Annotated in this window: 14 protein-coding genes; 1 reads left to right on the forward strand and 13 read right to left on the reverse strand. The window is 47.4% G+C overall.

All coding sequences use genetic code 11. The annotated features are described in order from the left end of the window. Positions 1-25: 25 nt before the first annotated feature. The 4 genes from ACMVP2_RS25565 to ACMVP2_RS25580 all read right to left on the reverse strand — a co-directional run bounded on the left by ACMVP2_RS25565 (position 26) and on the right by ACMVP2_RS25580 (position 6,210). On the reverse strand, positions 26-556 hold the full coding sequence (locus tag ACMVP2_RS25565) for a hypothetical protein (RefSeq protein WP_339793266.1): 531 nt from the start codon (positions 554-556) through the stop codon (positions 26-28). 105 nt (positions 557-661) lie between these two features. Next, positions 662-1,222, reverse strand: a complete 561-nt coding sequence (locus ACMVP2_RS25570) for a hypothetical protein (RefSeq protein WP_339793267.1) — start codon at positions 1,220-1,222, stop codon at positions 662-664. Positions 1,223-1,326: 104 nt separating this feature from the next. Beyond that, positions 1,327-2,949, reverse strand: a complete 1,623-nt coding sequence (locus tag ACMVP2_RS25575; protein WP_339793268.1) for a SusD/RagB family nutrient-binding outer membrane lipoprotein — start codon at positions 2,947-2,949, stop codon at positions 1,327-1,329. A gap of 18 nt (positions 2,950-2,967) precedes the next feature. Then, the gene (locus ACMVP2_RS25580; RefSeq protein WP_339793269.1) at positions 2,968-6,210 is read right to left on the reverse strand and encodes a SusC/RagA family TonB-linked outer membrane protein; all 3,243 of its coding nucleotides are present in this window, start codon (positions 6,208-6,210) and stop codon (positions 2,968-2,970) included. Positions 6,211-6,822: 612 nt separating this feature from the next. On the opposite strand from ACMVP2_RS25580, the gene ACMVP2_RS25585 reads away from it, so the two are divergent. Further along, a complete protein-coding gene (locus tag ACMVP2_RS25585; RefSeq protein WP_416865680.1) occupies positions 6,823-10,896 on the forward strand; it encodes a hybrid sensor histidine kinase/response regulator transcription factor in 4,074 nt (1,357 codons plus the stop codon). A gap of 17 nt (positions 10,897-10,913) precedes the next feature. On the opposite strand, the gene ACMVP2_RS25590 is transcribed toward ACMVP2_RS25585, so the two are convergent. The 9 genes from ACMVP2_RS25590 to ACMVP2_RS25630 form a co-directional block, all read right to left on the reverse strand. Then, positions 10,914-11,813, reverse strand: coding sequence for a sugar phosphate isomerase/epimerase family protein (locus tag ACMVP2_RS25590; RefSeq protein WP_416865681.1), 900 nt, complete (start codon positions 11,811-11,813; stop codon positions 10,914-10,916). A 124-nt stretch (positions 11,814-11,937) separates the two neighbouring features. Continuing rightward, on the reverse strand, positions 11,938-12,546 hold the full coding sequence (locus ACMVP2_RS25595) for a DUF2911 domain-containing protein (RefSeq protein ID WP_339793272.1): 609 nt from the start codon (positions 12,544-12,546) through the stop codon (positions 11,938-11,940). Between the two features lie 46 nt (positions 12,547-12,592). Beyond that, on the reverse strand, positions 12,593-13,813 hold the full coding sequence (locus ACMVP2_RS25600; protein WP_416865682.1) for a hypothetical protein: 1,221 nt from the start codon (positions 13,811-13,813) through the stop codon (positions 12,593-12,595). Then, the gene (locus ACMVP2_RS25605) at positions 13,810-14,331 is read right to left on the reverse strand and encodes a TlpA family protein disulfide reductase (protein WP_416865683.1); all 522 of its coding nucleotides are present in this window, start codon (positions 14,329-14,331) and stop codon (positions 13,810-13,812) included. The genes ACMVP2_RS25600 and ACMVP2_RS25605 overlap by 4 nt, the downstream gene beginning before the upstream one ends. A gap of 3 nt (positions 14,332-14,334) precedes the next feature. Further along, a complete protein-coding gene (locus ACMVP2_RS25610) occupies positions 14,335-14,595 on the reverse strand; it encodes a heavy metal-binding domain-containing protein (protein ID WP_416865684.1) in 261 nt (86 codons plus the stop codon). Positions 14,596-14,620: 25 nt separating this feature from the next. Beyond that, positions 14,621-16,405, reverse strand: a complete 1,785-nt coding sequence (locus tag ACMVP2_RS25615; RefSeq protein WP_416865685.1) for an efflux RND transporter periplasmic adaptor subunit — start codon at positions 16,403-16,405, stop codon at positions 14,621-14,623. 1 nt (position 16,406) lies between these two features. Next, positions 16,407-17,642 carry a TolC family protein gene (locus ACMVP2_RS25620; RefSeq protein WP_416865686.1) on the reverse strand — a complete coding sequence of 412 codons (1,236 nt, stop codon included), beginning with the start codon at positions 17,640-17,642 and terminating at the stop codon, positions 16,407-16,409. Continuing rightward, the gene (locus ACMVP2_RS25625) at positions 17,639-21,442 is read right to left on the reverse strand and encodes an efflux RND transporter permease subunit (RefSeq protein WP_416865687.1); all 3,804 of its coding nucleotides are present in this window, start codon (positions 21,440-21,442) and stop codon (positions 17,639-17,641) included. The genes ACMVP2_RS25620 and ACMVP2_RS25625 overlap by 4 nt, the downstream gene beginning before the upstream one ends. Before the next feature lie 72 nt (positions 21,443-21,514). Continuing rightward, positions 21,515-21,901, reverse strand: coding sequence for an HYC_CC_PP family protein (locus ACMVP2_RS25630; protein ID WP_416865688.1), 387 nt, complete (start codon positions 21,899-21,901; stop codon positions 21,515-21,517). Positions 21,902-22,214: the final 313 nt, after the last annotated feature.

Below are 22,214 nucleotides of genomic sequence, written 5' to 3' on the forward strand. Positions count from 1 at the left end.
GCCTCCTAGATATTCTACCAAGCATTCAGTTGTTCAAAGCCCCATCATCCACCCAGCAGGCTATCATGTCTATTTCGGCCGCAGTAAGCGCTCCGTTTCTCGGCATGTCTCCCGACTGCGTGCGTGCCTTTATGTCCGATGGGTTAAGCTTAATATTGTCAAAATTATTATAGTCGATATTTCCCGAGCCATCATGGCAACCACTGATGGCGCAATTGGCCTCAATAATTGGTTTGATGGAGGCTGCAAAGCTTACGCCGGAATAGATTTGAACGTCCAGGGTATTGGTGCACCCCTCGGAATCTACTACCCCCACAATATATTTCCCCGGACCAACGCCGCCGAACGTTCCGCTGGACTGAAGGGCACCTCCATCGAGCTGGTACCTGTAGTCTCCAAAACCGCCGGACGCTTCAACTTCGACTACACCCGCTGAAGCGCCACAAGAAGTATCCGTCGAACCAAGTAATGTCAGTGTCAGCCCTGATCCGGTACAGTCCTTATCAACTACATCAGTCTCCTGCTCACAAGAGGTTACCGTGATTAGAAAAAGCAACAAAACAAATTTAGTAAAGTGATTGGCATCCATTCCTGGAAAACAGGAATACCAAGAAATTGTTTCGGCTGGCTAGCGGTCAGGTGAAAAAAAAGATTTGTAGAGCTAGTTAAATAGTGCTCCGTCATCTACCCAGCAGGCTATTTGCTCAATTTCGTCATTTGTTAAACTGCCAACCTTAGGCATAACTCGTGCCTGAGTGAGCCCCTTGATGTCAGCCGCTGATTTTTTGATGTTGGCGAACACCTTAAAGCTGATGCTACCCGAACCATCATGACAAGTGTTGATGATACAGCTATTCTCGATGATAGGCTGTATCGATTCTTTAAAAGAAATTCCAGATGAGATATGCACCGTCACCGCTCTGCGACAGTACAATGAGTCCATCACGGAGACTGAGTAAATACCAGGTCTCAAGCTATGAAACACACCAGTTTTCTGTGCTGGTCCGTCATTTAAGAAAAATGTTTTATCGCCCAAACCACCAGATGAAAATACTTCGATCTGCCCATTTGGTATGCCGCAATCTGTGGACGTAACATTAATAATTGATATGGCCAACCCTGACCTTTCACAATCTGAAGTGGCAGGATCCAGGGGATCCAGGCAAGCGCCTGTGGCAACAAGCAAAAGCATGATGAAGAACTGACCGAATTGCTTTCTCATTATTCAATCAAGTTAAATGAATTTCTATTGACCCCCAAATGAAAAAAGTCCCCGACTATCATCGGGGACTTTCCACTATTTATTTGATTTATGGTTTATTGAAATCAATTCACATCCCACCAAACTCTTGTGGTTGGCTGGTCAGGCAAAGTAGCGCCGGCACTGATATTTGCCGAGTTAACTGCTACTTCGTGTGTTGGAAGCCTCAGTTTGACTGGAATAGTGCCTCCAGTCACGTTACCCTGGTAGTTGACGGGAACCAACACTGGAAATCCAGTTCTTCTCCAATCAGACCAGGCTTCCCACCAGTTGAAAAATTTACTCACCCACATTTGGTTACCAATCATTTCAAGACCGGCTGCACCACCTGTGTAGGGGTGGGCGGCAAGATAGGCGTCCACCTGGGCATCAGTAACAGAAAGAGCTTCTTCAACATCGGGGTCACCCTGTGCATAAGGAGTGTACATTTGCATAGCCGCACGAACACCAGCATTGTAGTGAGCAGAAGCTCCAGTTACTCCACCTATTCCACGCTCAGCTGCTTCGGCAAGTAAGAACTCAACCTCGGCATAGTTCATCAGCATGTACGGATCGTTATCGTCAAGCAGAGCAACATTAATGGAAGAGAAAACAGAACTAGGGCTCAATGTAGGGTCACCAAACTTCTCGCCAATATAAGCACCTATGGTACCTCCATCTTGTCCGTTTGGCATACCTTCCTGAACCAGTGGATCCTTGTCTCCGCCTACGCCATCGGTAAAGATGAGAAGTCTTGGATCATCATCTGCTGTGCTTGCAGCATTTGCTCCCTTGAGCATGTCAATAAAAGTCTTGCTCAGAATGGATGGCTGACCACCGTCACCGGAAGCAAATGCTCTCGAAATACCGTTCTGGTTAGTCCACTCACTTGGGCCTAAATCCATTGGTACCCATGTGTTGTCGTCGTTGCTGGTGAAAACGCCACCAGAAACAGCCTTGCTTACATACGTGGCTGCAGCGGTCGCATCCGCATTAGAGATACGCATGGCCAACCGAAGCATCAGAGAGTAACCCCACTTCTTCCATTTGGTAACGTCACCGTTATAGTACAAATCAGCCGCAGCAAAGCCCTCGTCAGGATTGGAAGCACTTAAAGCAGCCGTTGCTTCATCCAACTCATTCAACAAGTCCATATAGATGGTTTGCTGATCGTCGTACTCAGGAAGGAAAGTACCCTGTATCCCTTGCAATGCGTCGGAATAAGGAATATTACCATAATAATCGGTCAGTCTGTGGAAATTAAATGCACGAAGGATTCTAGCGGCTTCACGCATGTTCTTTCTCTGACCTGCCTCAAACCCGTCAGGGCCGGTTTGTCTGAGAACCTCAGCAAGGTTCTTCAACTGATCACCATAGATAAACTCCCATGGTGCGTTGTAGGATTCAACGTTGTCAGTGTATTTGTCACCGGGAGCTATACCGCCACTAACGTTGGCCAGCTGCTGAATAGCATGGGCACACAGGCCAATGTTTGTTCTCCAGTCAATATAGCGGTTGTCTCCAGCTGAACCACCCGCTGCAGAACCAAGCTGAGCTGCCGTAAACAAATAATTCATGTTTACCTGATTCAGGGCCTGGGGGTTGATATTCAACTCATGCAATTCATCCGTATCGCAACTTGCCGTGAATACAAATATTGCGACAGAGGCGATGATGATCTTGTTTATTTTATTTCTAACGTATTTCATTTCTTAGCTATTTAATGGTTAGAATCCTACTCTTAAGTTGACGCCGTAGCTACGAGTAGTAGGCATCGCAAAATACTCAAGGCCCTGTGCACCAGCATTAGCTGAATAGGCAGATTCAGGATCTACGTTGTCGATATTCTTGAAAAGAATAGCGAGGTTTCTTCCCACAAAAGAAAGTGACACATTCTGGAAGGGAGTATTCTCTAGCATAGTTCTTGGCAAGCTGTAGCCCAAAGTCAATTGTCTCAACTTCATGAAAGAAGCGTCGTACAGGAACATGCTTGAGATGGCAGTGCTTTCGCCGCCTACTGAACCCCAATAGCTGTTTGCTTCATGTGGAGTGAGGTCTCTGTCAACAGGGGTGAAGGTACCATCACCGTTGTCTGTAACACCCTTGATATGTAGTGGTTTTTCACCCTCACGTCCGATAAGTGATTGCTGATGCAATCCCCACTGGGTCAAACGGTTGTTTGTTCCAGAGAAGATATCTCCGCCAAGCTTGATGTCAATCAACATGCTTAGGTTAACACCTTTCCAGGAAACAGAGTTGTTGATACCACCTGTCCAGTCAGCCAAACCATTGCCAATAGGAACGTAAGTTGTTGATGCCAATGGTCTGCCATCCGGAAGGAAAATAGGCTCTCCATTAGGGCTCATCTGCTGTACCCGGCCAGTAATGGTGCCAAAGGGCTGACCTATGATGTGCTTAATAAACACGTTTCTGGTACGTGGTTCTTCCAATGTGATTTCTGTCAGGCCATCTACTAGATTAATAACTTTGTTTACGTTCTTGGCCAGGTTTACAGAGATATCCCAGGTAACTTCTCCTCGCACTGGTGTACCTGTTAAAAGCAGCTCTACTCCTTTATTCTCTAACTCTCCTACGTTAATGAAAGTCTGACCGAAACCAGAGGCTCGAGAAATAGTTATCCCAAGAATATCGTCGGTAGTTTTTTGGTGATAATAAGCAAAGTCAACACCAAATCTGTTGTCGAAGAACTTGGTATCAAATCCAACTTCTACTTCCGTTGAGGTTGCAGGTTGTAAGGTTGGGTTAGGTATTCTTCCATTATTTCCACCTGCTGATGAGAACGTTCCCATGGTACGCCCCAAGTGTGAGTTACCATTCAATGAATATGTCAGGTTAGCATCGTAAGGGTTGATATTTACGATACCCACTTGTGCCCAAGAAGCTCTTGCTTTACCAAAGCTCAACCAGCTAGGAAGGCCTGTGAATGCGTCTGAGAATACAAAGCTAGCCCCAACTGAAGGATATAATATACTGTTGTAGTCGGGATTCAAAACTGAAAACCAGTCGTTTCTGGCAGTAGCAGTTAAGAATAGGTAACCGTTGTAACCGATCTCAGCTGAACCAAATACAGAATTGATGCCAGATTCAGAGAAGCCATAACCAAAGTTTCTGGTGGCGGCGTTGTTAATGGCAGGGAAGAAGTCCACGTTAAATCCATTACCATTGGCTGCGATTCTTTCACTTGACCTCCGCATCACATTACCTCCAACGAAAGCGTTGACACTGATCTGGCTGAAAGTTTTGTTTCCGCCCAATATCCACTGAGTGTTGGTTTCACGCACACGATCCTCGCCTTCAGACATGGATCCGCCAAGCTGGTAGCCCGTTCCCTGAGGAGTCAAAGACTTGTCTCTTCTGGTGTACCAGTCCATCTGGATACTTCCTGAAGCATACAACCAATCGGTAATGTCATAGCGAACATCACCAGAACCGATCAAACGGTCTCTTGTATCGTCGTTGATGAACTGTTCAGTAGCCCAGTAAGGGTTCTGTCCCCAGTTGTTAGCTGCGGGTAGCAACTCCTGGCCTGGTCTTCTGGCATTGGCATTGCTTCCTTGTCCATAAATTATCAACTGCTCCTGAGTTGTGCCTTCGGGAATAGCTCCAAGCTTGTTAGGGTCGCCTTTGTACGTTTCTACATTGACATTGCCTGGTGTTCTCCAAATGGATTGAACGGCATTACCTGGTGAATCAGAAAGCACCGGACGGTTATGTGCAGTTTCATGGGTGTACATCATTTTTGATGTAACAGTTAACTTGTCTGCAAACCTTGAGCTTGTGGACAATGAAAGGTTAGTTCTGTCGTACCCGGAATTAGGGATGATACTATTACTTCTCAAATCAGCCGCTGACAACCTGAAAGTTTGCTTGTCACTTCCACCACTGATAGACACACTGTTGGTAAAAGCATTACCTGTTTGATAGAAGCGCTTCCAGTTGTCACCCTGATAGGAGTAGGGGCGAGCCACACCATCGAACTGCAAAACCTGGCTACCGTCAAATTTCGGTCCCCAGGCCACATTGCCCCACCCAAATGCCTCACGGGCATCTCTCGGCTTTGTGGCAACTCCATTACGAATACCATCATTGGACTGATCAACATAGTTGCCAGTACCATAGTCTTTCTGAAGGTCACTCAGGTTGATAGCAGTTTCTGCCACGTAGTTTGAGTTGAACTCAATACCAAGACCTTTTCTTTTGGTACCTTTTTTGGTTACCACGTTGATAACACCGTTACCAGCACGTGAGCCATAAAGGGCAGCTGCGCTAGCACCTTTAAGCACTGTGATAGACTCGATGTCGTCAGGGTTGATACTGGTAAGACCATCTCCCTCGTCACGACCACCCCAAAGACCAGCCTGACCGAAGCCAGAGTTGTCCATAGGCACACCGTCGATTACATACAAAGGCTGGTTTTGTCCGCCCAGTGTTTTGTTACCACGAATAACGATACGTGAAGAACCGGCAGGGCCACCAGAAATTTTGCTAACGTTTACACCAGCAATTCTTCCTGAAAGGGCGTTACCAAGGTTGTTTTCACGAGCCTGAGTGAAGTTGTCACCTGACACTGTGGTCACGGATGACTGAAGCGCTTTTACACTTCTTTCTACCCCAAGGGCAGTTACAACAACTTCGCTAAGCTGGGTCACGTCTTCTGCCAGGGTAATATCCAGCACAGAGCGACTTCCAACTGTTACTTCCTGTGCAGCGTATCCTATGAAGGAATACACGAGAACAGTGTTGTTGTCGGGAACAGCGATTTTGTACTCGCCGTCCGCATTGGTAGTGGTACCGGTAGCAGTCCCTTTAATAATTACGTTGACACCGGGAAAACCTGTGCCATTAGGGTCAACTACTTTACCACTTACAGTTCTCTGCTGGGCAAATGCTGTTGAGCATGCCAGAAAGAAAAGCAGCGATAAGCTAATAAGTAGGTAATTGTTTTTCATAACATGAATGAATTGGTTTAAAATGATTTAACCAGTGTTTATAGTATACACCGGGTGTGCAGGGAGTCAGGAACTGAATCCTCCACATTTGGGGTTTAAGGATTTTGCTTTAGGGGTTAATTTCATAGGCATAATCATTTAAGCTTTACGAGGTTATAGTACAAGATAGTATAAATATTAGATTTTTCGAAGTGCCATTGTGTTCAATATTGGGTTTGATACTTCAAGCGGTAATACACACATAACGTAGCACTTTTTTGCATTATGGCAATTGACACAAGTTGAGAAGAATAAAACAATTGAGGAGGTATAAATCCTTCAAATATAGATGACAAATGTTTCCAAAACCTATTCATGGGCTTCTTGGTGACTCACTGCAAATACCTCAACCTTCCTTATTATATTTGTGGATAATTGTACAATTGTGATATCGAAAACAGTCAGTATTTTGCGCAGCCTACTCGGAAGATGTCTGCTGTTGCCTTTTACTGCCTGCCTGTAGTTTGATCGGAGATTAGACTTTTTTAAGATATTCAACTAAATTACCAAAGCTGAATAGTAGCCCGAATGTTGTTCTGAGCCAGGTGCGCCCATTAGACTTTTACATATTTTATGAGACCATTTTACCTGCTTTCACTTTTCTTGTGGATTTCATTGTTTTTACCGCTGGCGGCACATGGGCAAGGCAAGAATGAGTCTTTTTCGAGCCTTTCTGTAGAGCAGGGACTTTCGTCGGTCACTATTTCTGCCATCCATAAAGACAGCAAAGGCTATTTGTGGGTAGGCACTGAGGACGGCCTCAACCGTTACAATGGCTATGAATTTAAGATTTACAGGAACGATCCGTCTGACGAGCACACGCTTTTAACAAATAGAATCCTTTCAATTTTTGAAGATAGCAGCGGCACGCTATGGGTAAGCACAGCCAAGGGCACATTGCACCGGTACAATAGAGAATTAGATACTTTTATCCGGGTTCCTGAATTTAATAACCTGGTGATCAATGACATCAGAGAAGACAGCGAAAGACGGGTATGGTTCGTGGGCACCACAATAAAGTCTCTTAATTTGTCAGACAATAGCTGGACTGACCATACCGGCAATTTTAAGGGGCGCCTGTCGATTATCGGCATCGAGCAAATTCACAAGAGTGATTTTTGGGTAGCGGCGGACACTGCGCTTTACAAATGGAACCGAAAGACAGGCAACCTGAAGGTATACGCTCATGATCCCAAAGATTCTAATTCGCTGGGCTACAATTATTTATACTCTATTGCAAAAGATGATATAGGGAATTTATGGATTGCTACCAGGGGAGGTGGGCTGGACAAGCTCGATGTCAAGTCCAGCAAATTCACTCACTACAGAACGTCCGAAAACAGAGAAAACGGTCCTTTGGTAAATGTGGTGAGAACTGTTTGTCCCGATGGTAACTACATTTGGGCGGGTACCGAAAATGGCGGTCTAAGCCGGCTCGACATTCGCACAAACAAGTTTGAGCACCATGTGGCTGACAAAGACCATCCAAAGTCAATCAGCGATAACTCCATTAAGGCGCTGTATAAAGATAATGAAGGGAGGCTATGGATCGGTACGTTTTCATTTGGTTTGAGCGTGATAGACCCGTATCAAAACAAGTTTACATCGCTAAAGGCGGCCTATCAGAATACGGTTGTCAACGCATTGTATAAAGACTCAAAAGGACGGTTCTGGATAGGTACCGAAGGCGGTATTATGAAAGTGTACAAAGGCAATACTTCTTACTACTTGAATGATCCTATTGAATCGGGCCAGAACGGAATTCCTGTGCTGACGATTTACGAAGACCGCAACCACAATATTTGGGTTGGAACATGGGCGGAAGGTGTTTTTGTTTTTAACGAAGCCACGCAAAGCTTTGATCGGTACGCAACTGTAGGGAGTTCGAGAAAAGACTTAGGTAATCAAAATGTATATGCTTTGCATCAGGACAGGCAGAAGGCCAATATTCTGATGGGGACGTACTATGGCCTTAACGTACTTTTCTCGAAGGATGAAAAATCATTCACGCATATTGTGGATTCAACCTGGGCAGAAGACGCTTCTATTAATAACCTGAGAATAATTTTCGAGGACAAACATTCCAATATCTGGGTTGGGACGAACAGCGGTTTAAAGCTGTATAACTCGGAGAAAATGAAAATGGAGCCTGTGTTTGCAGAGAGCGAAAACTACAGTGAAAATATACTCTCGGTTATTTTTTGCTTGTTCGAGGACAGTAAGGGACGTCTTTGGACAGGCACAGAATCGGGGCTCTATCACCTGAAAAGCAAAGATGCCTTTGAGCGATACACCATTGACAACGGGCTCACCAATCACAACATAAAAGGCATATTGGAGGATAACCAGGGCCACTTGTGGATAAGCACCAGCAATGGAATGAGCGTGTTTGACCCAGAAAATGAAACCTTTAAAAACTACGACGACTCCGACGGGCTGTTGGTCAATGGGTTTAAGGGAAATTCATCCTTCAAAGACGCCGACGGGCTGCTGTATTTCGGAGGAAGCAACGGAATCATCACTTTCAATCCGTCAGAAATTCTGGACAATCCGCATCCTCCTTTGGTGGTGCTGGAAGACTTTAAAGTGTTCAATAAGTCGGTCAGGGTTAACAGCGGAGATTCCATTCTTACCAGACACATTAGCGAAACCAAGGAGCTGAGTCTGAAAAGTGACTTCAACATTTTCAGTATCGAATACGCAGCACTCAATATGTCGGCCAGTGATAAGAACCAGTATGCCTACCGGTTGATTGGCTTTGACGACAAATGGAATTTTGTGGGCGAAACCAGGTCCACCACCTATACCAACCTTGATCCGGGAACTTATGTTTTTGAAGTAAAGGCGAGCAACAACGATGGCGTTTGGAACGACAACCCAACCCGGTTGGCCATTACTGTGCTTCCTGCCTGGTGGGAAACATCCTGGGCTTACATGGGGTACATAGCGATTGTGATATCCCTGCTTTACCTGTTTCGCAGGATTACGCTGATCAGGGCTCACTTTATCAATGACTTGCGGCTGGAGAGACTGAAGCTCGAAAGTGTGGAGCGGCTAAACAAAACCAAGCTGCAATTCTTTACAAACATTTCTCATGAGTTCAGAACGCCTTTAACGCTGATTATAGGCCCCATACAAAACCTGATCGACTCAGAGGGCATTGAGAAAGGGATCAAGGGAAAGCTTCAAGCGGTTAACCACAATGTGCTGAGGCTCCATAAGCTGGTCAATCAGCTGCTCGACTTCCGCAAAGTGGAATCGGGGAATATGAAAGTGACGGCCATGGAAAGTAACCTGGTCAGCTTCATTAAGGAGATCAAATATTCTTTCGATACACTGGCCGAGGAAATGAACGCCGACTTTACGTTGCAGAGCAGCCACGAGGAAATCATGGTTTGGTTTGACCCGGATCAGATGGAAAAAGTGATTTTCAATCTTCTTTCGAACGCATTTAAAAAAATACCTAAAAAGGGTGTGGTGAGTATCAAACTGGAGCAAACGCCCGACAAAGTCTATATTTCTGTTTTCGACAATGGCACGGGAATAAAAAGGGAACACTTAACGACTATCTTCGAACCATTTTTTAGTTACGAGGAAGGAAGGCACTCTACAGGCACGGGCATTGGTCTTTCCCTGAGCAAGAGCCTCATCGAATTGCACCATGGATCTATTGATGTGGAGAGTGTTGAGGGACAGTTTGCACGATTCATCCTAACGCTGCCACTTGGCAATGTTCACTTTAAGCCTACAGAAGTTGTTGAAGGAAGAATAGATATGTCGGTAACCTCGCCCCGTGGTCTTCATTCTCACGGGCAGCCTGCAATTTCTGCACCGGACCCCATCATGCATCCTGAAGGCACGCCGACGGTCTTGATTGTAGAAGACAACAAGGAAGTGTCAGGTTATATCCAGTCTATTCTGTCGAAGGATTACCAAATAGTAACGGCCTTCAATGGCAAAGAGGGACTTGAGAAGGCTTTAGAGACTAGCCCTGACCTGGTGATATCAGATTTGATGATGCCGGTGATGGATGGGATTGCTCTTTGCAATGCTCTTCGGCAAACAGAAGCCACCTGTCATATCCCAATCATCTTATTAACAGCGAGAACTTCCGAGATATATAAGATTGAGGGGCTGGAAACAGGTGCCGACGATTATATCACAAAGCCGTTCAATAGCAAAGTGTTGGCACTCAAGGTGCGTAATTTGCTGGACGGAAGAAAGAAGCTGATAGAAATGTTCGCTGACAGCAGGACATTGACGCTTGAGCCTAAGAATATTACTGTAACCTCACGAGATGAAACATTTATCAACCAGGCACTTAAGAGCGTAGAGGCGAATATATCAAATACCAGCTACTCTGTTGACGACCTGTGCAAAGACGTGGGGATGAGCAAAGCCACATTGTTTAGAAAACTGAAGGCTTTGACAGGTCAGTCGGCCAATGAAGTAATACGAACAATCAGGCTCAAGAGGGCCGCACAAGTATTGGCCGAGGGCGACTTCTCGATCTCGGAGGTAGCTTATATGGTTGGCTTCAATGATCCCAAGTACTTCAGAAATTGCTTTAAGAAACTTTTTGGGCAGAGCCCATCGGAGTACGCCGACCAAATGAAGGCCGGACATTCAAACGATATATCGACCTGAGCTTCGGCCGGCTTCGCTTAGTTTTTTCCGTAGGTACTCAGGGCTTCTTTGTCTCCAATTGATGATAATATGCGCTGGAGACCAGAAAGGTTTTGCTGCAAAACAATCGCCACATCCTCCTCTTCGATATGCCCCAGGATACCAATCTGGCCTTTGAAACCGACCTTCGTCAGGTAAGCCATCATCTCACTTTCCCGGTCGCCTGAACCGATGGGCAATATCTTGGGTCCTTCTTCCCTCATGCCATTCAGATTTACCGCCCACAAATAGGGGAGAGCCACATCAATAATATCGGTATACTCGTCAAGTTGCTCATGGGCGTGGTGGAAGTTGTAGATGATGCCTACGTCCTTGAATCCACTGGCCTTAATTACTTTCACCTGGTTGGCAGGCTCTCCAAGCCAGTCGCCATGGTTGTAAAGCGCTACGGTACATCCAACCTCGGCACCTTTTGCATGAAGATAGTCCAGCATCTCCTTTGATTTGCGAACTTTCGTCTCCTCATCGAGCCCTTCCAGAAAGTTGGCATGAAAACCCACCCACAGCTGCGTTTTCAGTTTGGTTTCCTTTATGTAGCTAAGAAGCTTAAGATTGGCGCTGCTAAGCTTTTGGGGACTATCTGTATTGGCGTCTATCCAAATCCAAACCCCATTTATTTTGATGTTGTTCTTTTTTGCCAGCTTCCACTCTTCAACCGAAGTAGCCAAATGTTCTGCCCTCCAATCGTAAGCATATGATTTGAAGCCCAGTTCCTTCAGCATGGCTATTCTGTCAGCCGGGCTGCGGTGCTTAACATCGTAGGGCACAATGCACCATGCAAAAAGGTTGCTTTTGCTATAAATGCTTTGAGCCCCTGCATGACTGACTATTAGACAGGCAAAGGCAAATATGATAACAGCTATTTTGATGGTTTTCATGCTTGTGTTGATTGGCGAACTCCAAAGATAGGTGCTGCTGCGACATAAACCTTTTAATAAAACAAAAGCCCCGTCCAAAATCGTTTGAACGGGGCCGTTGAGTCTCTGAGGAAACAGCTACTGCTTATTTCAGCGTGTTCGTGAATCCTTCCAATTTCTGGCTAACCTGAGTGTCGACCATAAATGAAAGTCTCACTTTATCCCAGGCCATGGTTACTTTAGCCACTTTGTTGTCTTCAGCAGAAACAGAATACGCCAATCTCTCCATCGAATCGGCAGCCATTACTGGGGCGGCTTTTACAGCAACCACATCATCTTTGGCTACTGCCTCTTCGTCAATTTTACCATCTTTCATGTAGGCAAATACTGAATTGCCTTTGCTGTTCAAGTGGATAGTCCACTCGCCACTCTGCTGAGGAGTGATGAAAAGAGAATACCTTCCGGCTCCTACATTTTTTCCGCCGATGCTTACACCGGTGCTGAATTCAATCATCGTTGGGCCGTTGGCACCTGCTCTCCAGGTTACACCGTACTTTTCCAGGTCACCAAAAACTTTTCTGCCTTTTACTGCTGGCGATGAATAGTCAACGCTAATTTTTGTAAAGCCAACATTCTGCGAAACATAACCTGCTGGGCTAGGCGCAGGAGCTTGAAGCTGAGCCATTGCACGCTGGCTCGCTGTAGCGAAAAGGATAACAGCCAATACACCAAAAAATAATTTAACGTTTTTCATTACTTATAAGGGTTTTAGTTAACAACAGATTAATTGAACGAATATACTAGAGTTCTTTGAGTGCTATCATTGCCGTGTTGACAGCATTGTCAGAAGTCCATGCAATAATAAGGCTTTTTCCGTCAGAAGTCAGCTGTGGAAACCCTGTCTTCCTCTCAGTTGAAATCTCTGTGATGTCCCATTCTTCAAGCCGCTGCCCATCTATAGTGAACACAGCTACTTTTAAAATGCCGGTTTCTTCAACTACCTCTATCCAGCTTACGGCCACGTAGTCTTTGTCGATAAGTTTGACGTCTGCTCTTCCAACAGTCGACTTATGGCTGACTTTGATAGGAACCGAGGGATGCTCCCCAGCATCACCTGACAGCGACAGCTGCACCTTGGGGTTCTCATCGGCTGCTGTAAACCAGACCACAGCCACCTGCTCATCGATGGCGTCCGACTGAGGGCCATTTACCGGGCAGGCCATAATGTCCCAGCCATCCTCACCAAGCAGACTGGGCGCTGTCCATCCTTCTTCTGTCCATCTCACCTCGGCTATATCTCTCACCTCGTCATCGGAGCGATCCCGGTAGAAGGTAATCAGGCCGTGGTCACTTAAAACAGAACTTGTCTGGCAGCAGTCGCATACCCGTTCGTCGAGCAGCTCTTCTCCTTCCACATGTCCGTCAATTGCGACATAGCCACCCATAAGGGTCATTTCATTGCTCAAGTCGTGCCCACTATGCTCGCTGGCGGGTGGATACTTGCGTCCGTCGAGCCAGGAAGCAAACATGCGGCCACTAGGGAAGGGAACAAGCGAAACGAAGCCATGCTCCCTCGGAAGCGTATCGCTGTGCAAAGTAACCGGTGTGTTCCATGAAGCACCGAAGTCCTGAGACCGACTGACTTTTACGTGGTAGTTTGTGCCTCCCGTCCAGTTTTTTTCCAGCCAGTGTGCGGCCATTTTGCCATCGCCCCAGGAAATGACCGACGGGAAGTCGGCCCAGTTGACAAACCAGTTGGTGTCTTCAGCCACTTTCACCGGCGCACTCCACTGTTGGTCAGCAAGTGTGGTGAAATGCAAGGCCGCCGAAGAATCGTTGTCCACCACATAAGAGAGGATAACCTTGCCAGATGCATCCGTTGACAGAAAAGGCAGCGAGGCTCCACTCAGGTGAGTGGCCTCAAGTCTTTGCACAGGCATCCGCTCTTCACTCGGCGCCGGTGCGCATCCTTTTAAAATCAAACCACCAACAATGATGGCCCCAAATAACTCTTTCTTCATAGCTTATTTGTCTCGTTAATTAACTTAATGCTTTCAGGGCTGTCCCATTCCCGGGCACCAGTTTCCTTGTATACCAGCTTTCCCTGCTCATCGAAAATGAAAGTAGTGGGCAAGGCAAATATTTCCAAAACACCCAAGTCGGCTTCCGTGGCAACAATATCAAAAGAATAGCTATTCTTCTCTCTAAATTTCGATATCCTTTCAAGCTTTTCATCCGACGCTGCCAGCATCACGACGTTTTCTTTCGCAAGTAATTCGGTTGCTCTTTCAATGGAAGGCATTTCGGCCAAACAAGGCTTGCACCAGGTAGCCCAGAAATTGACAAAAACCCGTTTGCCCGCCAAGGTGGTGACATCCAACTCGCTACCGTCGAGGTTTCGAAGCTTCAGTGTAGCAAGAGAAATGTCTTTCGCAGCCAGCTTTTGTCCGGAGGAGTTCGCTGTGCCAGACTTATTTCCGTCGCTACAGGCAGCCAACATAAAAACCGCACAGACCAATACTATATGAATAACTCTCATCACTTACTTTTCAGCAGGAGTTTCTTCCACCGCAACGAGGTCCATTTTGCAAACGGGACACTTGCCAGGTTTATCGCTTGCGCTGCCTTCGCATTTCATAGGACAAATATAGGAAGCGGCTGCCACAGTAGTGTCGGAGGCAGCTGCTTCGTGGTGATGAGCGTCATCATGCGTCGCTGCTTCTTCAGTAGTTTTTGGGTTGCTGTTACATGCACTCAATGCCAATGCTGCAGCAAAAAGGGAAGTCAATACAATGTTTCTCATAATAGGGATTAAAATTAGTTAATAATTATTTTACAGGGGTAATTGTTCTTTCTACAGACCCGCAGGAGAGCATAGCATCTCCATAGTAGGGGTTTCTTATTTCTTTCTCCAGGCTAAGCCAGTCGGCACCTTTGTTGCTGTCGGCCATAGGGCAATGCTGCTGATAGAAGGTTGTGTTCGCTATGCCAAATTGCTCCACTGCCTGAATGAGAGCAGAAGACAGGGGCACGAAGGCTGCTCTCTGAGTGGCCAACTCGCCGGTGTTGGCGATCAACTTTAAGTTTTCTTCCAACAACTCCAGTGTGCTCATCCAGGCCATATGAACCTGGTGGTCGCTCAAGAGCTTCATGTCAATTTTCGATAACTTTTCCTTTGCTGCTCCCGCCAGTTTTTGAGCCTTTTCGGGATCGTCGTTGACCAACTCATTTTTCAAACTGATGTAAGCCATGGCGAAATCTGTCAGCTGGTTTCTGAATGCCGCAGGCACACCCGAACCGGATTGACTCTCGGCTGTTTTCTGATCCGTTAGCATGACCATATGGTCGTGATTAAAGGCCGCCTTACCATCAGGCTGACGATTCATCATGCTGGGCTTTCCTGCCAGCTGTGCGGCTGCGTCGATGCTGAATGTGCCATTGACTGCAATCTCCTCGCCGTTTTCGAGGCCTTCCTTCACTATATAGCTATCGCCAAGGGCAGGCCCAAGCACCACCTCTCTGATGACAAAGCTAACTGACTGGCTGCTGGCTGCTTTTACATATACCACCGACCGCTGACCTGTCCACATCACTGCAGTTTTGGGAACGACGATATTTTCAGCCTTGCCGGGAAGGTTGGCTTCCAGCGTACCCGACACAAACATTTCCGGCTTCAGCTTCGATGCGCTGTTCTTCACTTCCACTCTTGCTTTTGCCACCCTCGTTTGGGCGTCAATGATGGGGTCGATAAAAGAGATGGTGCCGCTGAAGGTTTCGCCTGGCAAAGACGCTACATTAAAAGGTATCTTGTCGCCTTTTTTGACCCACGTCATATCCGATTCATAAACATCAAAAAGCACCCATACGCTGGATAAATCGACTATTTCGTAGATTACCTGGCCCTGTGCAACGTGGTCATGCCGGTTCACTAGTTTGTTAATTACATAGCCAGAGTTATCGGCAAGCAACGGAAACGATTCTTTGACGACGCCGCTTTCAAGTATTTCATCGATCTGGCTATTGGTCAGCTTCCAATTTCTAAGCTTTTCTTTGGCTGCCTCCAGAAACTGCGGCTGGGTGGCCTTCATTTTCGATGCCTCCAAAAGCTCTTTTTGCGCATTCACGAGGTCAGGGGAGTACAAAAAGGCGATGGTTTGTCCTTTCCGTACATATTCTCCCGTAAAATTAATGAGTAGCTTTTCGATACGGCCAGGAATATGAGATGATTGCGAAAAAATCAGGCGCTCGTCGGCTTGTACTTTGCCAATGAGCTTCACCGATTTGACTGGCGCCATTGAACCAACCACGGCTGTGCTCACATTGGCAAGCTGCATAGCCACAGGCGACATGCTGATGGCCATTGGATCAATGCCTTCGTCCATGCCACTTTCAAGTGGGATGAGGTCCATTCCGCAAATGGGGCATTGCCCAGGCTCATTTTGACGAATCTGGGGATGCATCGAGCATGTCCATATTGTCTCTTCTGCTGAACCATGCTGATGGTCTTCATTTGCTGATATTTTTGGAGAATCCCCAAAAATCAGCCATCCAATCAACAGCCCCATTACCAGGGTAACCAGGCCGGTTATTATTGTTTTTTTATCTATTGTCATTTCAATAAACTTTAGCTGTCACATAATACAATTTGGCGAGTGCCGCCTGGTAAGCTGCGGCTGCCTCGACTTTCATTTTCCGATACTGCAGCAATTGTTGCTGCGTGGCCAGCACCTCTTCAAAATCAGCTTCCGAATTGCTGTAGGCTGTGAAAAGAAGCTCCAGCATACGGTCAGTTTGAGTGGATTGTCCTTCGTAAAGACCTACCAACTCCCTTTGTTGAGCAAGCTCAAACCTTGTGACTTCGTAGTCGGTAGCAAGGGCATTGACAGTGGCCTGCTTCTGAAAGGCATAACTTTCCTGCATCAGTTGTGCCTCTTTCACAGCCGCCCGGTATTTCTTTCTGAAAACCGGCAGGCTGACAGACACCATTGGCATGATAGCATCCTTGCCATTGTCGGCTGGTGGTGCAGCCCCTGCCGCTAAATCCGTCCTTTCCCCAACAATAATGTAATCGAGTCCGACGCCCAGTTTCGGAAGCCCCTGCTTACGGGCTGCATATTCAGCTGCCTGGCTTCCCTCAATCTTCAACTCCAGTTCGGCTATCCGTGGGTGAGTGGAGGGCAATGAATCGCCGGCAGTTAGGGCGTCGTCCACTGCCAGCGAATCGATAACAACTATGTCTTCACCTATATCCCGATTCAAAAGGTTGTTGAAGGCAGTCTTCAGCGAAGCCTCTTCCTTGTCAAGAATAGTTAACCTGGTGTTGGCACTTTGGAGCATGATGTCCACCCGGAGCACATCCACCATCGTACCGCTGCCGCTACTGAATTTTGCTGTCGCTATGGCCTTGTATGATTCCAGAAGCCGGATATTGTCTGCTTCGATGGTTTTGAAGGCGTTGAGCTCGTAAAGCGGATAATAAGCAGCGGCCACCTGATAATACAGCCTGTTTCGCTCGTCCAAAAATGCCTGGTACTTCGACTCAGCCATCAAGGCAGCGACATGGCCCTGCGCCTTCAGCGTGCCAAACCAGGGGAACATTTGAGAAAGACTGAACCTGGCTCTTTGGGGCCCCACACGTGTTTCAATCATTTGGCCAAAAGCACTGACTGTAAGATTCGGATCCTGCAAGCCACTTGCCTGCGACACCTGCTCGAGGGCTGCTTCAAATGCCTTGTGAGTTGCCTTCAGACCCGGATTGTTCTCTGCGGCCATTTGCTGGTACTCTTCAAGCGTTTGTGCTTGAATTGCCCCGGCAGCCAAAATCAAGATGATATAGATGATGCTTTTCATTTTGCCTCCCTGATTTGTTTTTTGATCACTGTTTCCCTCCAAAATGCCTGCAGCACCGGCACTACAAACATGGTCATGATTTGAATCGTCATGCCGCCGAATGTCGGGATGGCCATGGGCACCATGATGTCTGAGCCCTTACCAGTGGATGACAGGACAGGCAGCAGCGCAATAATGGCAACAGCCGCCGTCATCATGGCTGGCCGGACTCGCTTTTTGCCCGCTTCCAGCACCGCTTCACGAACTCCCTGAATGGTCGTTGGTTGCTTTTCCTCAAATACCTGATGGATATAGGTTCCCATGATCACGCCGTCGTCGGTGGCAATGCCAAACAGGGCAATGAAGCCCACCCAAACGGCCACACTCAGGTTGATCGTGTGCATTTGGAACAGGTCTCTCAGGTTGACATCAGCCACGGAGAAGTTCAGGAACCACTCCTGGCCGTAGAGCCAAAGCATGATGAAGCCGCCTGCGAACGCCACAAACACCCCGGAAAAATGGATCGAGGAAGCAATGACCGTTTTGAACTGGAAGTAAAGCAGCAGGAAGATCACCAGCAAGCTAATGGGGATCACGATAGACAGTCGCTTCACAGCTCTTACCTGGTTTTCATAGCTTCCTGAAAATTTATAGCTGACACCCGCAGGTATTTTGAGAAGCCCGGCATCGATCTTTTCCTGAATGGCGGCTTGTGCACTATTAACAACTTCCACCTCGGCAAAGCCGTCCCTTTTGTCAAACAGCACATAGCCGACCAGAAACGTCTCTTCGCTCTTGATCATTTGCGGACCCCTCACATACTCCATCTCCACAAGTTGGCCCAATGGAATCTGAGCGCCGGAAGGAGTGGGGATTAAAATCCGCCCCAATGTTTCCGGGTCGTCCCGAAGCTCCCTTGGATAGCGAACCCGCACCGGGAACCTTTCCCTTCCTTCCAGCGTCGTGGTGATTTTCATACCGCCGATAGCCGTTTCGATGCTTTGCTGCACGTCTTCAACTGTCAGGCCATACCTGCCAATCGCCTCCCTGTTGATATTGAGATGGAGGTAGGGCTTGCCTACAATCCTGTCAGCAAAAACAGCCTCCGCTTTTACTGAGGGCACTTCTTTTAAAATACCCTCCAGCTGCATGCCGAACGCCTCGATGGTTGGCAGGTCGGGGCCATAAACTTTGATGCCCATGGGCGCTCTCATGCCAGTTTGCAGCATGATCAGGCGTGTTTCAATCGGCTGGAGCTTCGGAGCGGATGTGACGCCAGGTATTTTCGTCACCTGCACAATTTCGTCCCATATATCGTCGGGAGACTGGATATGGGGGCGCCAGTTCCTGAAGTATTGACCGTCCTTGTCGGGAATGAGGTGGCTGTATCTTGTTCCCAGCCGCAGTGCCTCTTCGTTGGATAGCGACTCCCCGGAGGTCAACACAAAATTGCCGTCGGTGTCAGTTTTGAACCTTGACCTGTGGCCGTCTTCATCCACCACGTACTCTGGCTTGTAGTTGATGATGTTTTCGTACATAGAGATTGGCGCCGGATCAAGTGCCGACTCCGTTCTGCCCATTTTCCCTACCACCATATCTACCTCGGGAATCTGGCTCACCATCATGTCGAGCTGGCCAAGCACTCTTCGGTTTTGCTCCACGCCGGCATGAGGCATGGAGGTGGGCATCAGCAAATAACTTCCTTCGTTGAGCGAAGGCATAAATTCTGAACCTATACCCGGGAATTTTTCAGCCAGCACCTTCCATGGCCGGGAGGCTCTCACCTTTTTGCCAGCTACACTGAAAACGGTGTCGAACCCGAGCCAAATCACAACGCCAAGCAAAATGGTAAACGCCGGGAGCAGCATGAACTTGCCCTTATTCACCAGGCACCATTTCAAGATCGGTTCATAAAAATGCACCACCGAAAGAAGTGCCAGCAAAATTGACCCTATCAACACAATGACAAAGAGATAATTCAGCACTAGTGAGTTTCCCACACCCAGCGGCATCCATTCTTCAGCGAGAAAATAGGTAGCGATGAGCACGGCTAGTGCCAGATTGAGGTAGCTGGTATATCGCCTGATCTGTTGAGGCCATTTGCTTTCCAATATGTTATTAATACCGGCAACGGTCAGTGCCAAAGGCAACCACATCTGAAAATAGACGGCCAGCATAATGCCGGCGGCCACGAAGCTCCAATTCCATACCCGTCTTACTTTCTTCTTGTCGTAGTTGACGCCGAAAATGAAATAGGCGAGGGTAGGGAGCACCACAAGGCCAAGTACAAATGAGGCCAGCAGCGCATAGGTCTTTGTGAAGGCAAGTGGCTTGAACAGTTTTCCTTCAGCTGATTCCATGGCAAACACGGGAACGAAACTCACCACTGTGGTGGCAAGGGCAGTGGTGATGGCCGACGCCACTTCTACTGTGGCTTCATAAATCACCTTCAGGAGCGCAGTGCCGCTGGCGCCGTGGTTTTCCGGCATTTCCAGGTGGCGAATGATGTTTTCCACGAAAACAATCCCAACGTCGACCATCACGCCAATAGCAATGGCAATGCCCGACAAGGCCACCACATTGGCATCAACGCCTGAGTACCGCATCACGATGAACGTGGCCAGCACGCCCACGGGCAGCAAACTGGCAATGATAATAGAGGCCCGGAGATTGAGCAGGAGAATGAGCACCACAATCACACTAATGAGTACCTCGTGCGACAACGCTGTTTCAAGTGTGCCGATCGTTTCATGAATGAGCTGGGTACGGTCGTAAAATGGCACGATGGTCAGCTGACTTTCGACACCATTGGCCAGCGTCTTTTTGGGAAGCCCCGACGCTATCTCTGCAATTTTGGCTTTTAAATTGTTGATTACTTCCAGAGGATTGGAGCCATACCGGGCCACTACCACGCCACCCACGACTTCTGCGCCTCCTTTATCAAGTACCCCACGTCGGGCAGCCGGGCCAAGGCTCACCCGGCCAATGTCACTGATGCGGATGGGCACATTGTCCTGCACGGCCACAACAGCCTTCTCAATATCTTCTACCGACTTGATATAGCCGAGGCCTCTCACCAGGTACTCCGCCTGGTTCATTTCGATGGTTTTGGCGCCTACATCCCTGTTCGACTGCCGCACAGCCTGCATGACTGCCATCAGGGGAATGTTGTAGGTCTTGAGCGCATCGGGATTGACGTCGATTTGATACTCTTGCACAAAGCCGCCTATAGAAGCGACTTCTGATACCCCTTCGGCAGCGTTGAGCCCATACTTTACATAGAAATCCTGCACGGTGCGGATTTCATGCAGGTCCCAGCCTCCCGTGGGATTGCCCTCTTTGTCTCTGCCTTCGAGTGTATACCAAAATACCTGACCTAGGGCTGTGGCATCGGGCCCCAGCATGGGTTGCACGCCGTCGGGCAACAAACCGGATGGCAGAGAGCTTAGCTTTTCAAGGATTCTGGACCTGGACCAGTAAAACTCGATGTCTTCACTAAAAATGATATTGACCATCGAAAACCCGAAAACAGAGGAGCTTCGGATCGACTTAACACCGGGTATGCCCAGCAGGTAAGTGGTTAGAGGGTATGAAATCTGGTCATCGATGTCCTGCGGTGATCGGCCTGCCCAGTCGGTGAAAACAATTTGTTGGTTTTCGCCAATGTCGGGGATGGCATCTACCGGCACAGGATCTCTGGGGAGAGCGTCTACCTTCCAATTGAATGGCGACGTAACAATGCCCCAACCCACCAGCACTATCAATATAAGGATAGTAACCAGCCTGTTATGTAGAAAAAAACGAATGATTTGATTTAGCATAAAGTAAATTCATTGGTCTGATGCAAATGGATATTAAAGCATGGGAACATGCTTTGTGCAAAAGACCAATGGCTAAATCAAAAGAGCACCGAAGGAAATATAGGCGGGATACAAAGGCAAAGGTGGCCCAGTATCTGCAGCAAATGATAGTGAATGAGTTGAATATTCTTCGTCGTAGGACAGAAAGTCGGGAAGCTCAATAGCGTAGAGCACATAAAGAGAGGGAGTTCCAAGCGCCAGTTTTTCAACCTTAACGAAATTTCCATCCAGGCTCTGGTATTCTGTTGTGTTTTCACAGCAGTCGTTAGGTTCGTCGGCAGCATCCATGCAGCAGTGCTTGGTGGAGTGCCCCAGCTCAACGTTCCTAAGAAAAGGGCCACAATAATGCCTTGACACGACTACCCCTGCAATGGAGAGGAGCCAAGTGAAAACAAGCGCTATTTGTAGGATTCTTTTCAAACTGGGTCAAAAATCGACAAAACAAATAACGAAAGCAAACCCGCCTGGGTTTTATCAGGTGCGTAACTGAATGCTGCTTTTTGAAAAAACAGTAAAAAACCATACCTAACTTGATACTTTATGATAGGTTATATATTTAATTTATAATCAATTAGTTACAATTGAATTATATTGCGCTTTGGCCTGTAGCCTCGTTACAAACAATTATTTGATATTTTTTCCGGATCACGCATATAACAGAGCTGTCCATAACCCATGGCTTCCTTTGATGTACAAACATTGATTAATCTGCACAATTGCCCTCAAAAGCACT

Source organism: Imperialibacter sp., from assembly GCF_048007035.1.
Lineage (GTDB): Bacteria > Bacteroidota > Bacteroidia > Cytophagales > Cyclobacteriaceae > Imperialibacter.

Bases quoted from the DNA above. Each gene is read 5' to 3' on its own strand.
- ACMVP2_RS25620 (WP_416865686.1), bottom strand. From the start codon at position 17,642: ATGAAAAGCATCATCTATATCATCTTGATTTTGGCTGCCGGGGCAATT.
- ACMVP2_RS25585 (WP_416865680.1), top strand. From the start codon at position 6,823: ATGAGACCATTTTACCTGCTTTCACTTTTCTTGTGGATTTCATTGTTT.
- ACMVP2_RS25580 (WP_339793269.1), bottom strand. From the start codon at position 6,210: ATGAAAAACAATTACCTACTTATTAGCTTATCGCTGCTTTTCTTTCTG.
- ACMVP2_RS25605 (WP_416865683.1), bottom strand. From the start codon at position 14,331: ATGAGAGTTATTCATATAGTATTGGTCTGTGCGGTTTTTATGTTGGCT.
- ACMVP2_RS25625 (WP_416865687.1), bottom strand. From the start codon at position 21,442: ATGCTAAATCAAATCATTCGTTTTTTTCTACATAACAGGCTGGTTACT.
- ACMVP2_RS25615 (WP_416865685.1), bottom strand. From the start codon at position 16,405: ATGACAATAGATAAAAAAACAATAATAACCGGCCTGGTTACCCTGGTA.
- ACMVP2_RS25595 (WP_339793272.1), bottom strand. From the start codon at position 12,546: ATGAAAAACGTTAAATTATTTTTTGGTGTATTGGCTGTTATCCTTTTC.
- ACMVP2_RS25570 (WP_339793267.1), bottom strand. From the start codon at position 1,222: ATGAGAAAGCAATTCGGTCAGTTCTTCATCATGCTTTTGCTTGTTGCC.
- ACMVP2_RS25600 (WP_416865682.1), bottom strand. From the start codon at position 13,813: ATGAAGAAAGAGTTATTTGGGGCCATCATTGTTGGTGGTTTGATTTTA.
- ACMVP2_RS25610 (WP_416865684.1), bottom strand. From the start codon at position 14,595: ATGAGAAACATTGTATTGACTTCCCTTTTTGCTGCAGCATTGGCATTG.
- ACMVP2_RS25575 (WP_339793268.1), bottom strand. From the start codon at position 2,949: ATGAAATACGTTAGAAATAAAATAAACAAGATCATCATCGCCTCTGTC.
- ACMVP2_RS25590 (WP_416865681.1), bottom strand. From the start codon at position 11,813: ATGAAAACCATCAAAATAGCTGTTATCATATTTGCCTTTGCCTGTCTA.